This is a genomic window from Shewanella metallivivens (assembly GCF_028750675.1).
Classification (GTDB): Bacteria; Pseudomonadota; Gammaproteobacteria; order Enterobacterales; family Shewanellaceae; genus Shewanella; species Shewanella metallivivens.
Window position 1 is genome coordinate 183,403 of record NZ_JAQQPZ010000001.1, and the last position, 14,204, is coordinate 197,606.

Annotated in this window: 13 protein-coding genes; 4 read left to right on the forward strand and 9 right to left on the reverse strand. The window is 44.2% G+C overall.

The window, feature by feature from the left end; all coding sequences use genetic code 11:
* Positions 1–289 precede the first annotated feature (289 nt).
* From PQR79_RS00760 to PQR79_RS00775, 4 genes are all read left to right on the forward strand, one after another.
* Entirely contained in the window at positions 290–1,735 is a 1,446-nt protein-coding gene (locus tag PQR79_RS00760; RefSeq protein ID WP_238105767.1) for a methyl-accepting chemotaxis protein, read from the forward strand.
* Positions 1,736–1,826: 91 nt separating this feature from the next.
* On the forward strand, positions 1,827–2,516 hold the full coding sequence (locus PQR79_RS00765) for a cupredoxin domain-containing protein (protein ID WP_238105765.1): 690 nt from the start codon (positions 1,827–1,829) through the stop codon (positions 2,514–2,516).
* A gap of 2 nt (positions 2,517–2,518) precedes the next feature.
* Complete coding sequence (locus PQR79_RS00770) at positions 2,519–4,852, forward strand: EAL domain-containing protein (protein WP_238105763.1); 2,334 nt, start codon at positions 2,519–2,521, stop codon at positions 4,850–4,852.
* Between the two features lie 3 nt (positions 4,853–4,855).
* Positions 4,856–6,124, forward strand: coding sequence for a hypothetical protein (locus PQR79_RS00775; RefSeq protein ID WP_238105748.1), 1,269 nt, complete (start codon positions 4,856–4,858; stop codon positions 6,122–6,124).
* Between the two features lie 86 nt (positions 6,125–6,210).
* On the opposite strand, the gene xthA is transcribed toward PQR79_RS00775, so the two are convergent.
* From xthA to PQR79_RS00820, 9 genes are all read right to left on the reverse strand, one after another.
* Positions 6,211–7,017 carry an exodeoxyribonuclease III gene (xthA, locus tag PQR79_RS00780; RefSeq protein WP_238105739.1) on the reverse strand — a complete coding sequence of 269 codons (807 nt, stop codon included), beginning with the start codon at positions 7,015–7,017 and terminating at the stop codon, positions 6,211–6,213.
* Positions 7,017–7,316 carry a YciI family protein gene (locus PQR79_RS00785; RefSeq protein WP_238105737.1) on the reverse strand — a complete coding sequence of 100 codons (300 nt, stop codon included), beginning with the start codon at positions 7,314–7,316 and terminating at the stop codon, positions 7,017–7,019. The genes xthA and PQR79_RS00785 overlap by 1 nt, the downstream gene beginning before the upstream one ends.
* A 36-nt stretch (positions 7,317–7,352) precedes the next feature.
* Positions 7,353–7,904, reverse strand: a complete 552-nt coding sequence (locus PQR79_RS00790; protein WP_238105719.1) for a septation protein A — start codon at positions 7,902–7,904, stop codon at positions 7,353–7,355.
* A gap of 110 nt (positions 7,905–8,014) precedes the next feature.
* The gene (locus PQR79_RS00795; RefSeq protein WP_238105717.1) at positions 8,015–8,923 is read right to left on the reverse strand and encodes a transporter substrate-binding domain-containing protein; all 909 of its coding nucleotides are present in this window, start codon (positions 8,921–8,923) and stop codon (positions 8,015–8,017) included.
* Positions 8,924–9,078: 155 nt separating this feature from the next.
* Positions 9,079–9,882, reverse strand: a complete 804-nt coding sequence (gene trpA / locus PQR79_RS00800) for a tryptophan synthase subunit alpha (RefSeq protein WP_238105701.1) — start codon at positions 9,880–9,882, stop codon at positions 9,079–9,081.
* A complete protein-coding gene (trpB, locus tag PQR79_RS00805; protein WP_238105691.1) occupies positions 9,875–11,086 on the reverse strand; it encodes a tryptophan synthase subunit beta in 1,212 nt (403 codons plus the stop codon). The genes trpA and trpB overlap by 8 nt, the downstream gene beginning before the upstream one ends.
* A 56-nt stretch (positions 11,087–11,142) precedes the next feature.
* Positions 11,143–12,546 (reverse strand): bifunctional indole-3-glycerol-phosphate synthase TrpC/phosphoribosylanthranilate isomerase TrpF, encoded by a 1,404-nt coding sequence (trpCF, locus tag PQR79_RS00810; protein WP_238105682.1) that lies wholly within the window; start codon positions 12,544–12,546, stop codon positions 11,143–11,145.
* Complete coding sequence (gene trpD / locus PQR79_RS00815) at positions 12,539–13,582, reverse strand: anthranilate phosphoribosyltransferase (RefSeq protein ID WP_238105674.1); 1,044 nt, start codon at positions 13,580–13,582, stop codon at positions 12,539–12,541. The genes trpCF and trpD overlap by 8 nt, the downstream gene beginning before the upstream one ends.
* Positions 13,582–14,184 carry an aminodeoxychorismate/anthranilate synthase component II gene (locus PQR79_RS00820; RefSeq protein WP_238106160.1) on the reverse strand — a complete coding sequence of 201 codons (603 nt, stop codon included), beginning with the start codon at positions 14,182–14,184 and terminating at the stop codon, positions 13,582–13,584. Before PQR79_RS00820 ends, trpD begins: the two co-directional genes overlap by 1 nt.
* Positions 14,185–14,204: the final 20 nt, after the last annotated feature.

The window sequence follows — 14,204 nt, forward strand, 5'->3', positions numbered from 1 at the left end:
GAACAAGGTGTAACTCTTTCATTAATTTGTTTATTAGGCTAGGCCCTGTTGATATTTGCTGGTTGAATGTTGTTTGAGTTAAAAACGTTTTAAGCCGAACCCTACGGGCAGCGTTTGTTGGTCATTTTTACTGCGTTATCGACTTTTTTTGTAGAATAACTACGCCTCAAAGTCTCTGCAGCGCAGTTGTATATGTGAATAATGGCCAACAATTTGCTGCAAAAACAAGCTTGAAAGTTCAACAGGTGCTAGCTTTAGCTTGCGGTAAATTGCCTTAGGAAGCGTGAATATGAAACAGATCCAGTTTAGAAAAATTGACGCAATCATGATTAAATTCAGCCTCAACGGTAAATTTTGGATTGTGTGTTCAATCGTCGCGGCAATTACCAGTGTGATTGCATTACTTAACTATCAGCAAGCGAGCAATCTTATTGCGCAGGCATCGCAAGCAAGAGTCAGTGCCAGCGTACAAAGTTTTGCTGACGTCGCTAAGCAACAGGATTTATCCACAGCCGAACTCCAACAGTTTGCGTCGAATAACCAATTGCAGTTGATCCATAAAGACAACACTGGCCGAATGGATGATACAGTCACTGCTGCCGCAAGTGTTGGTAATCAATATTTATCTTTACATCAAGATGTCAGCCAATGGGAGCAAGAATCACTGAGTGATGCGCAATTTATGCTGTTCATCGCGCTAGTGGGATTACTGCCGCTGTTTCAACTAAGCTATTGGATTTCGACCTCATTGGGCGGTGGGCTGTGGGATATGTACATGGCTATTAAACGCTTAGCTGATGGGGATTTAAGTTATAGGCTGAACTTTTTTGGTACCGATGATTTTAGTTTAATCGCCAGAGACATTGACCGCTGTGCTGATAACATGAGCGAAATGGTGCAAGCCATACGCAATAATGCACAAACGTTAGCAACCGCTGCGAATGAGTTTAATCATCAGGCGGTGACGAATGACGAGCTTATTGATCAACAACATCACTTTTTAGATTCAGTGTCTCATGCCATGGAACAAATGACCTCAGCCATTGCTGATGTGTCTCACCATGCGAGCGAGACCTCGTCATATACGCAAAATAATGCGCAGCAAATGAAGTTGAGCCAGCATAAAATTGATGATGCGGTTAAGCGGATTAACTACTTATCTGAGCGCATTGGCGAGGCATTTTCATCGGTAGAGCAGTTGTCTCTTGATGCGACTCAAATTAATGAAGCTGTGACCACCATTGACAGTATTTCAGAACAAACCAATTTATTGGCGCTAAATGCAGCCATTGAAGCAGCTCGCGCTGGAGAACAAGGCCGTGGTTTTGCCGTTGTTGCTGATGAGGTGAGAACCCTTGCTGGCCGGACTCAGGAAGCCACAGTGCAAATTCAGAAAATGATTGAAGGGTTGCAAAAGGGCTCTAAAAATTTAACCAATATTACCAATGTGATAGTTGAACAAGCCGATCAAAGTAGTGACAGTATTAAAGGCGTAGGTGATGATATTACCCACATGGCTGGCTCTATCAATTCTGTATTTGATATGAGCAGTCAAATTGCCGCATCAGCCGAACAACAGAGCACATCAGCAGGCGATATTTCAGGGCAAATTAATCGTATTCGCCAACAATCTGAAACCATTAGAACCTCTGCTAAGCAGTCAACTGTATTAGCTAAAGAACTTAATGACTCGTCAAAAGGTCTTTCTGAAATATTAAGCCAATATAAAATTTAGCCAATATTGAAATAAATCATGTTGTTGTTTGGTCTATTATCAGTGGGTATGACCCAGACAATAATAACTTGGTTAAGTGAAAGGAATGTTGATGGCAGTTTTATGTATAAGTAGTGTTAAGTTAAAATCAAGCCTCAAAATGTTGTTGGTTAGCATAGTCGCTTTGCTGTTTACTCAGAGGGTTTTAGCGCAACAAATTACCGTGCTCAATCAACAAGGGCAACCCGCAGTCGATTTGGTGGTGTACTTACAACCGCACAACGAAGCTAACCTTGTGGTTGAATTTGTACCAGTAAAAGCTGAAGTTCATCAAAAAGATAAGCGTTTTTCACCTTACATTACTGTGGTGCAAAAAGGCCAAGAGGTTGCGTTTGTTAACCAAGATGACATTACTCACCATATATACTCAGCACTAGGTCCAAAACGTTTTTCGTTTAAATTGCGCAATGAGCAAGAACAAGAGTTAATTTTATTTGAAAAGTCCGGCCATGTGTCGATGGGATGTAATATTCATGACTGGATGTCGGGACACTTGTTGGTGGTTGATACCCCATTTTATGCTATCACTGACAGCCAAGGGCAGGTTGTTTTTGATTCACTGCCAGAGGATGACTTTACTGTGCAGGTTTGGCACCCGCAATTAAAGCTCACCGACAACCAACAGTCACAAACATTTCATTTACCTCAAGAACACCCACTGACCATTACCTTAGAGGCAGAATTTGATAGTATCCCTAAACAACAAAGTTTAGATGAATTTGAATTCCTAGAGGGATATTAATATTGGTTTTGTTTAATCGTCTGCAGACACGGATTTTTGCGTTTTTTGTATTGGTTATTATTGCGGTACTGGCCCTGTCTTTTTGGCTTTCATATCAATCTAATCAACGACTCGAACAACAATATGTTGCCAATCAACTTGAGGTAGCGAGTTTGGTGTTTGAGTCGCAATACGATAATCGTAATTATTATTTGGCGGCGTTTGCGTCGACTGCGGCAAAAGACTTCGGCTTAAAAGACATATTTATTGACGGTGACAACCGCAGTTTTTTGGTGGCGCTCAATAATCATCGTGGACGGATTAATGCGTCACTCGCCATGGCGGTGTCGGCTGATGGCACGGTAATAGGGCAATTGGTTGCTTCACAAGATGATTTGGGCCAAGAAATCGTTGCGTTAGGTTCAGAGCAGCATGCGTCTTTTCGTTATCATATCGACACTGAGTTTGACCAAATTAGTCCATTTTATTTACTCGATGATAAGTTATATCAAATCAAGTTTTCGCCCTTGACGAGTGGCGGTGATAGCGTGATTGGTTGGGTGGGTTTTGGTTTTTTAATTGGTGATTCATTAGCCAACTCTTTGCAAAAACTCACCGGTTTAAACAGCGGCTTTATGTTAATTGAGCAAGACGCAATCAGTCATGTAGGTCATTCTGGCTTGGCAATTGAACAACATGATACTCAGCTAGTTACCCAATATATTGTTAACGATCAGCTAGATAGCGACTATATTTTATGGAAGCAATTTTTAGGTGAGGTGGATGATAAATCATTACATGCCTACATGTATAAATCGCGCTCTGATTTACTGGCATCATTAGAGTCGCAATGGTTACAGCAAGTGGCGGTGCTACTGTTGATGCTACCAGTGTCGCTATTATTGGCATTTTGGATTTCGGGTACCATTACCCGTCCTATTAAGCAATTGATTGGCCAAGCGCGATTTATTGCCAAAGGAAATTACCATTCTAATGTGAGTGTCGATTCAAGTGTTGAGTTACAGCAGTTGGCTAGCGAGTTTACCTCGATGCAGCAAGCGATTGTGGCGCGTGAACAAGCCATTGAGCATCAAGCCTTTCATGATCCCTTAACGAATTTAGCTAATCGAAACCAACTGCACAGGGTGTGTGAACCCTGGATTGAGGCTGGTTCATCGATGGCGATATGCTTAATTAATATTCGCCGTATGACCGAGGTGAACGTGACTTTAGGTCATGTTGTGGGTGATGAAGTGATTAAAGAAGTGGCTAAGCGTTTGTGTCATATCAATCCAAATGCCTTAGCATGCCGTTTGTCGGGTGATGAGTTTGTACTGGCTTTTAAAGAGTTTGAGCACTCAACGTTTGACCGTTTTCTCGCGATGCTGCAAGTACAAATTGGTCAACACTATTGCTATAAAGATATCTCGTTGCATCTACAATTTACTGCTGGAGTGAGTTTTTCTCAGCCTGGTGTAGATATTGTGACCTTATTAAGACAAGCAGATACCGCATTGCAGCATGCTAAAATTAATAAGCGCGATTATCAAATTTACGATGCCAATATTGATAAAAACAGTATTGAACGTTTTCAATTAATTAATGAACTGAAAGAAGCCATTGAACAAAATCAATTAGTGCTTTACTACCAACCTAAATTGAATTTAGTTCAGCAAAAAATTACTCATGTTGAAGCATTAGTGCGTTGGATACATCCTAAACGCGGCATCATTCCACCAGATACCTTTATCCCCATTGCTGAAAAAACCATGCAAATGGACGCGCTTACTCGCTGGGTGATTACCGAGGCAATGGCGCAATATCATCGTTGGCAGGCTAAAGGGGTCAACATGAGTATTGCAGTGAATATTTCGGCCGAAAACCTAAAAGATGAGCTGTTTTGTCACTGGGTTATCGAGACGTTAGCGCAACATAGCGTCCCGGTATCGGCTATGACCCTTGAAATCACCGAAGATGCGGTCGTGTCAGACCCTGAGCTTGCGATTAAACAGCTGACCTTATTGCGTAACAATGGCTTAACTTTGTCGATTGACGACTATGGCACGGGGTATTCATCGTTGGCGCAATTAAAACAATTGCCTGTTGATGAACTAAAAATTGATAAGTCTTTTGTGCAAAAGTTACTTCATACTGAGGCCGACCAGATTATTGTGCAATCAACCTTACAATTGGCGCATAATCTTGGGCTTAAAGTGGTCGCAGAGGGCATTGAAGATAATGAGACGTTGCAGTGGTTAACTGAGCGCCACTGTGAAATGGGCCAAGGTTTTTATTTGTCTAGGCCGTTGCCTGAGTTACCGTTTAACGACTGGCTCAGCCAATCAGAGTTTAACTAGGAGTTGCTTATTTACCGCTTAATCATCATTGCTTGTGGTTTATTGGGTATTAATCAGGTCAAGGCTGAGTCGAATGATTTTGCTTTGAGCAATGTAGAGCATAGCATCCATGGTGTCGTTGATATCCGGGTTGGCTATGCTGATACTATAGACTCTTACCTTGATGGCGGATTAGGTAAGCTCGCTGCCAACAATGGCGGCCAAGTCGCACTGTCTCAATTAGGGCTCAGTTATCACAGCCAATGGGGCGACGCGTGGTCGAGCCGTATTGTGGCTAATGCCTATGTCGATGGGATTAATAATGGTATTGGGTTAACTGAAGCCATGGTGCGTTATCGCGATATTCCAAGCGAATCGGGTATTCGTCTCGACGTAGAGTTTGGCTTGATGTACCCCAAAATTTCATTAGAAAACGTCGCCACAACATGGGCATCGCCTTACAGTTTAAGTTATTCAACAATGAACAGCTGGCTTGCTGAAGAGGTGAGGCATATCGGTTTATCGACCACGGTTGAGTCTTTAGGTAAATACCGTCAATCAGCCCATGATTTTTCGTTAACAGCCGAAGCGTTTATGTATAACGACACCACGGGCGCGATGTTATCTTGGCATGGTTGGACCCAAAGTTCACGCCAAACACTGCTGCAAGAAACCCTTCCCATCACTGCCATACCAGCAATGCAACCCGGTGGTATGCTTGATGAGCAAGCGGCAAACTCAGACCCTTTTAAAGAACTTGATGATCGTATTGGGGCGCATGTAGTGGCTAAGTGGACTTGGCGCAACAACGGCAGTGTGCAAGCGGGTTATTACGACAATAACGCGGATACCTTAATTGTTAAGCAAGGCCAATATGCGTGGTTAACTCAATTCGGTCATATTGGCGCCAAATGGCGTTTGCCTATGGGGATCAATTTAATCAGTCAGTATATGCAAGGCAGTACGATAATGACCAATACCGATGGTTGGCCTGTGGTCGATAATGACTTTCACTCAGGTTATATCATGCTAAGTAAGCGTTGGTCGCAGCATAGAGTGAGCTTGCGAGTAGAAGACTTTTCAGTGACCGATAATGACGACACGCCAGAGGATGATAACAACGAAGATGGCCAGTCGATGACCTTGGCTTATCAATATCAACTTGATAGACCTTGGTTTATCCAGCTTGAATACAATGTGATTGATTCAACTCGCCCGGCAAGAAGGTACCTTAATCTGCCTATCGATCTGATTGAGCAGCAATGGCAATTGTCGAGCCGCTACTTTTTTTAAAGCCAATAAAAAACGCTACACCATTAATGGCGTAGCATTTTATTGCTGAACTATTTCACTGCCGAACTTAAGTGCGCTGAGTGAGCTTAACTTAACCTGGTCCAAATAGGCGCATGATCAGACGGTTTGTCGATACCGCGTAAATCATAATCAACGTCAGACTCAACCACACGAGACACCAAAGATTGGGTCACTAAAATGACATCAATACGCAGACCGCGATTATCATCAAAGCCTTTACTGCGATAGTCAAACCATGAATAACGCTCTGTGCGACTTGGGTGCAAGTAACGGAAACTGTCGATAAATCCCCATTGTAGCAAGCGCGCTAACCATTCACGTTCTTCTGGCTGAAAACTGCATTTGCCGGTTTTTAACCAACGCTTTGCATTGACATCGCCAATGCCAATATCTAAATCAGTGGGTGAAATATTAATATCACCAATAATTGCGATGTCTTCATCTGCTTGATGGTGCCTTTCTAGGTGCAGCATCAAATCTTGATAAAACTTACGCTTGGCTGGGTATTTGGTTTCATGGTTAATGTTTTCACCTTGCGGGAAATAACCATTGAATACCGTTAATGTACGGCCATTATCTTGTCTGAACTGGCCAATGATTAAGCGGCGCTGGGCATCTTTATCGTCGGTTTCAAAGCCTTTAATAATATTAAGCGGCTCTGCTTTAGACAGCATAGCGACACCATAATGGGCTTTGCCACCATGGTAATGCACCTTATAACCCATGGCTTCAACGTCGGCGACGGGAAAAGCTTCGTCGTGTACTTTGGTTTCTTGCAGGCCAATGATGTCAGGAGAGTGGCTGTCGATTAGCGCTTGCAGTTGATGCAAGCGAGCACGTAAGCCATTAATGTTAAATGAGACAATTTTCATTAAGGCAAAACTCGTTTAAACGGTTTAACGATAACGCTTTTGTATACACCTGCACCAATATAGGGGTCAACGTCAGCCCAAGCTTGCGCGTCTTCTAAAGACGGGAAGTCTGCGACGACTAACGAGCCAGTAAAACCGGCTTCACCTGGGTTTTCATTGTCGATAGCTGGGTGGGGGCCTGCGGTTAATAAGCGGCCTTCGTCGGCTAAAGCTTGTAAACGAGCTAAATGCTCTGCACGTACTGATAAGCGTTTTTCTAAACTATTTTCAACGTCTTGAGATGAAATCATGTACCACATATTGACGGCTTCCTTATTAAAAGTACGAATTGATGATCATTGACCATCTTCAGGTTTTATTGGTTCATCTTGCATATTTCTGTACAGATAAACCACGGTAATCACAGTGTTGATTAAGGTGAGGGCGGTAAGGCCAAACACTTTAAAGTTTACCCAGGTTTCAAGAGGCAAACTAAAGGCAATATAAATATTTGCTAAACCACATAGTACAAAAAAACTGACCCAATACCATGTGAGCTGAGTCCAGATTTTGTCGTCTACTGTCATTTCTTTTCCTAGCATGCTTTTCAGCGCCGGTTTTCCCATGACTTGTGACACAATTAACCCCATTGCAAATAAGGCATAGACGATAGTGACTTTCCATTTAATGAAGGCATCATCATGAAAAAACAACGTCAGTGAACCAAACACTGTGACCATGGCAAAGGTGGCTAAATGCATTTTTTCAATGTGTTTGTATAGTAGGTATGTCACCACTAATTGAATGGCGGTAGCTACGATTAACACACCTGTAGCAGTATAAATGTCATAAAATTTATATACGGCAAAGAAAATGACTAAGGGTAAAAAATCTAACAATTGCTTCATAAATATCTCAAACAGAATGGGTCTACAAAACCAGCGTTGTGGTTTATCCAACGATATAATAAGGCTCGATTGTACATGAGCAGCCTCGGTTTATGAACAGCAAGCTTGTGCTATTGATATGTTGGGGTGTTTTTTGGGGTTAGGGTGATCCACAGTTGTGGCTCATTAAGTAGCGAGGCACTTTTTTTGGAAAGGTAGGGGTTGGTTAGTACAATTTCTGTACGTTGATCCAGTTGAGATTTTTGGATCATATCTTGGGTGATGGGGTGGTGATAAAATAGGTCATCAAAACTGCCATCAACGATTGATTTTCGCAGACCATATTCTATACGTTCAGCTAACCGGGTGTTGGCCTTATTCACAAAAAAATAAATTGGTGCCGGGTAGTTTAGCAAAAATCGCTTATCTAATATCACGTCTGGATAACGAGCCAGATCACGCCATGGTTCATGTATTGCACGAGGGTAATAGTCAAACCGGCCTTTTAGTAACATGGCAATGAGCTTTCTATCAATACTGCCGATAACCTTAAAACCATTACTGTGTAAAATGTCTATATCGGGCCAGTCAGTGCCTTGGCCCATTAATGTTTGCTTAATGCCACTCGCGTCCATTTTTTCAAATGTTGCTTGATCGCGTTTACGAATAAGACCAATTCTGTAGCCCATTAATCCTTTTAATAGTGGGATGTAAATCGCTTGTAATTGTGCTTCTCGTTCTATACTCGTCATGGTCCACACTACGTCAATGATGTTGTTTTCTTCCACCATTTTCAGAGCACGGCCTTGAGGCATATCAATCATGACAGCGTTGAGTTGATAGTCGCCATATTGATCGCGACTTTTTTCTAATGCCAATTCGAGTAACGAAATAAAGTAAGCTTGTTTAGGGTCTATGCCCTGAATCGCTGCGTTATAATAAACTACAGTTTTAGGTTTAGCAGAAGCGTCAACGGTATTAAAGCCGCTGTATATCGCAAGAAAGGTAATCGTTAAAATCCTTATCAACGAACGTGTCATTTTTGTGCCCCGGATGTAATACTCAATGTAATTTTGTTAGTCACATTGCATTTTATTGAGTATAGCGGGGATAAAAAAAGGAGCAAACACGTTGCTCCTTTTTTAATCAACCAAGATGCTTGTTTAAGTGATTGGCTATATGCATAAATTATCGCTTATGTTGCCGCTTTCATTGCCGTGGTAAACGCTGCAAGCTTAGCCAACAATGTGGCTTCATCATGTTGGTGTGCTTCAATGATCTTGACCACTGCCGAGCCTGAAATTGCGCCTGCAGCGCCTGCGCTAATGGCGTCACGCACTTGCTCTGGCTCTGCTATACCAAAACCGAGCAAGGGTGGTGGTGCATTAAACTCTGCAAGCTGGGCTAAGATAGTCTCAATGGGTTGGCCTGCTTTTGATTCGGTACCCGTGACACCTGCGCGCGACAATAAGTAGGTGTAGCCTTGGCCATGCTCACTGACTAACTTTAAGGTATCTGCATCGGCATTTGGCGGTGCAATAAAAATAGGCGCGATGCCGTGTGCTTTAGCAGCTTGGCTAAAGGGGGCTGACTCTTCAACCGGCACATCGGCAATTAATACAGAATCAACACCAGCTGCTTGGGCTTTGGCATAAAAAGCATCAATACCATTAGCAAACACCAGGTTAGCGTACAGTAATAGCCCTATTGGTAAATCAGGATGTTGTGCGCGTACTTTCGCGATGAGCTCAAAACAATCCTTTGGCTTAGTGCCTGCTGCTAACGCGCGTAAGTTAGCGCCTTGAATCACTGGGCCGTCGGCGAGGGGATCTGAAAACGGAAACCCTAATTCAAGGGCATCGGCACCGTTATCAACCAAGGTTTGAATGATTTTTAACGACAGCTCTAGGCCTGGGTCGCCAATGGTCACAAAGGGAACAAACGCGCCTTTTTGTTGAGCCTTGAGGGCTGAAAATGTTGCTTGATAACGGTTACTCATTGCCACTCTCCTGTTGCTCTTTTTTGGCTGCTAAAATGTCTGATACGGTGAAAATATCTTTGTCACCACGGCCTGATAAGTTAACCACCAGAATGGTTTCTTTGGTGGCTTCTTTGGCTAGGCGTACAGCGTAAGCTAACGCATGGGCAGACTCTAATGCCGGGATAATCCCTTCGCAGCGAGCTAACTCTTGGAACATGTCTAATGCTTCATCATCGGTTGCAGACTCATAACGAGCACGGCCAATGGCGTTTAAATGTGCATGCTGTGGACCAACAGAGGGGAAATCAAGCCCCGCAGACACTGAGTATGACTCTTCAATTTGCCCTGAGCTGTCTTGCATTAATGGTGACTTCATCCCAAAGAAGATTCCGGTTTTACCGTGCTTAAGCGGTGCACCGTGCATAGGGGTATCGATCCCTTTGCCGGCAGGTTCAACGCCAATTAATTCAACCGACGGCTCATCGATAAAGTCTGCAAACATGCCAATTGCGTTAGATCCACCGCCGACACAGGCAATGACGGCATCTGGTAAACGGCCTTCTTTTTCAAGTATTTGCTTTTTAGTTTCAGCGCCAATCATGCGCTGAAATTCACGCACGATAGTTGGAAAAGGATGTGGACCCGCTGCAGTACCTAATAAATAATGCGCTTTGTCGTAGCTTGCAGACCAGTCTCGCATGGCTTCGTTACAGGCATCTTTTAGGGTTGATGAGCCAGAGGTTACAGGGATAACTTCTGCGCCCATGAGTTTCATGCGGAACACGTTTGGCGACTGACGCTCAACATCTTTGGCACCCATGTAGACTTTACATTTTAAACCTAAAAGTGCACAGGCTAGGGCGGTGGCAACACCGTGTTGGCCCGCACCCGTTTCGGCAATAATTTCTTTTTTGCCCATGCGTTTAGCAAGTAAAGCCTGACCTAATACTTGGTTCGTTTTGTGTGCACCACCATGGAGTAGGTCTTCACGCTTAAGGTAAATTTTTACCATTGGGTTTGGGCTAAGGTTGCGGGTTAAGGTTAATGCTGTTGGGCGGCCCGCGTAATTTTTTAATAAATCGTTAAATTCAGCATGAAAGCTTTCATCTTGTTGTGCATCAACAAAAGCTGCTTCAAGTTGCTTTAATGCTGGCACTAAGATTTGTGGTACGTACATACCACCGTATTCGCCGAAATAAGGGTTAAGCTTGAGCTCGGTCATAAATGTTCCCTTTGAGTCATCGTGTTATTGCTAAAAATGTTGTCGTAATGTGCAAACTAGTTACGGCGTAATTGGGTGAATGCTTCAATCAGTTTTTGATGATCTTTATGGCCCGGTGATGATTCTACCCCAGAGTTAATATCGACCCCATAAAAGCCTTGCTGACTGGCCTGATAAACATTGTCTGGCGTTAATCCGCCGGCCAACATGGCATCGGCTTTATTGTCGATATCGGCTTGCCAATTAAAGGTGTGGCCGGTTCCGCCAAATTGCTCGGCCGACTTGCTGTCGTATAAATACTTGTCAGCGCCTTGGGGTTTGTTGGCTACTTCACCTGTTTGGCTGTCAATAGCAACCGCTTTCCAAATTTGAGTACTGAGCTGCTTTTGCGTGAATAATGCGTGCAGGGCATCAATCTCGAGCGTGGTTTCATTGCCGTGTAATTGCACCGCAAATAGCTTAAGCGATTGGGCTAGGTTGGCGATGATTTCAGGCTGCTCATTAACAAATACCCCAACCATGTTCAGGGCAATGTGTTGTTGCTGCATTTGCGCAATCAGTTCTGCTGCCTTTTGTGCGCTAACCGCTCTTGGCGATTTAGGGTGGAAAATCAATCCACCAAAAACGGCGCCGGCTTTTGCTGCCGCGGCGATGTCGTCAATGCGAGTTAAACCGCACACTTTATTATTGCCATAAATTAACTGGCGACAGGCTAAATCGATATCGGCTTGTGCCATGATAGAACTACCAACAAGGTAACCATCGACCAAAGGATTTAAGCGCTGAGTTTGCTGGTGGGTATAAATACCTGACTCGCTAATGACAACTCGGTCTGCCGGGATATGGGGTGCTAAACGTTCTGTGGTGGCTAAGTCGGTACTTAAATCACGCAGATTACGGTTGTTAATGCCGATAATCGGGGCGTTGAGCTCAATTGCGCGTTGTAATTCCGGCTCATTACTCACTTCAGTTAAGGTATCGAGTTGATACTTAGCTGCTTCGTTAGCCAGTAGTCGATATTGATCGTCATCGAGCACAGACAGCATTAATAAAATGGCATCGGCCCCTTGATGCGCTGCGAGCTTCACTTGATATGGGTCGACAAAAAAATCTTTACAGATAATCGGCTGGGTGACGCGTACACGCACCCTAGGGATGTAGTCCATGTCGCCTTGAAAAAACGCTTCGTCGGTGAGCACCGAGATCCCCGCTGCGTATTGAGTGTAAATGTCGGCAATGGCTTCAACATTAAAATCTGCGCGGATAAGGCCTTTAGAGGGACTGGCCTTTTTGCATTCTAAAATAAACTGTGCATTTGGTGCTTTGAGCGCATGGTATAAACTACGATCAGATTGTTTGGGCTGCAAACTGGCTTCAGGAAAGCGCAGTTTTAGGGCAGCAATATGGGCAACTTTGGTATCAACAATGCGTGTTAATACGTTACTTTCAGGGTTACTCATGGTTTTCTCCAGCTTGGCTTGCCGCGGCTAAATCAGTTAACAATGTATAGGCTTTGCCTGTTGCGAGTGTAGCGAGTGCCAGTTGGGTGCCTGCATGAACCGAATCACAAATCCCGCTAACGTACAGCGCACAACCAGCATTAATGGCAACCGCATCACGATGGGCTATTTGGCCTTGCCCTTGTAAAATCGCTTGAGTGATTAGCGCATTGTCGCTTGGCTCGCCGCCTGTGAGCGCACTAATGTCTGCGCGAGTGACCCCAAGGTCTTCAGGGGTGAGTTCATAGGTACGTACAGTTCCATCTTTTAGTTCTGCTACATGGGTAATATCGTGCAGTGCCACTTCGTCTAGGCCGCTACCGTATACCACCATGGCGCGTTTTACACCAAGGGCATTAAGCACTTGTGCTATCGGTTCAATTAACTCGAGTTTGTACACGCCAAGTAGCATTGCTTCAGGCTTTGCCGGGTTAATTAATGGCCCAAGCACATTAAAAATCGTGCGGGTTTTAAGTGCCGCTCGAACAGGAACCGCATGCTTTACCCCGCCATGATAGTGCGGTGCAAATAAAAAGCATAATCCGAGTTTATCTAAGCACTGGCTGGCGGTTTCGGGCGCCATGGTTAGCGCGATACCGCAATGGGATAATAAGTCAGAAGAGCCCGATTTACTCGACACACTGCGGTTGCCATGCTTTGCCACTTTAGCGCCAGCAGCGGCGGCCACAAAAGCCGCGGTGGTTGAGATATTAATGGTGTTGTAACCATCGCCGCCAGTGCCGACAATATCGACAATACCGCTTTCAATCGATTGCGCTGAGCGAGGGAAAGGTTTGGCAGCTTGTCTTAACGCATCAGCTGCACCAGTGATTTCGTCAATGGTTTCACCGCGCATTTTTAAGGCGACTAACATCCCTGCCATGGTGGCCGGTTCCATTTCGCCGTTGATGATTGCGCTAAAAATTTGCGCTGTTTGCTCACGAGTTAAGCCATTGCCTGTATAAAGATGGTCAAATAAAGGTTGTAGATTGTCCATTATGCGCCTCCTTTTGCAGTGTTGTCTTGGGTTAAATAGGCCAAGGTTTGGGTCAATAATTGGCTACCTAAGGTGGTTAATATTGACTCTGGATGAAACTGAAATCCAATCGCCTGGTGTTGTGGGTGCAATAGTGCCATTGGCATATCATCTGTGGTGGCTATCACTTCAAGGCAATCTGGTACCCGTGTTGCCACTAAGCTATGGTAGCGCGCGACCGGCAGTGGCGAGGGAAGGTTAGCAAATACGCCTTTGCCATTATGAAAGGTTGGGCTGGCTTTACCGTGTACTACAAAAGGGGCGCGCTCAACTTTACCTCCGTAGTATTCAGCCATTGCCTGATGGCCTAAACAAATACCTAGCATGGGCACTTTACCGGCCACTTTACCAATCAGTTCCATCATGCAACCGGCTTCGTGCGGGGCTCCTGGGCCTGGGGATAATACTAAAGCGACTTTGCTGGTTTCATTGATGAGTTTTTCAGCTAAATAGTCGGCGCTTACATCGTTACGGTAAATTAATACTTCACAGCCTAAACTGCGGAATTGATCCACCAGGTTGTAGGTGAATGAGTCGAAGTTGTCGAGTAGGTATAATTTCATTGGCGCGCTTGTTTGTTCGG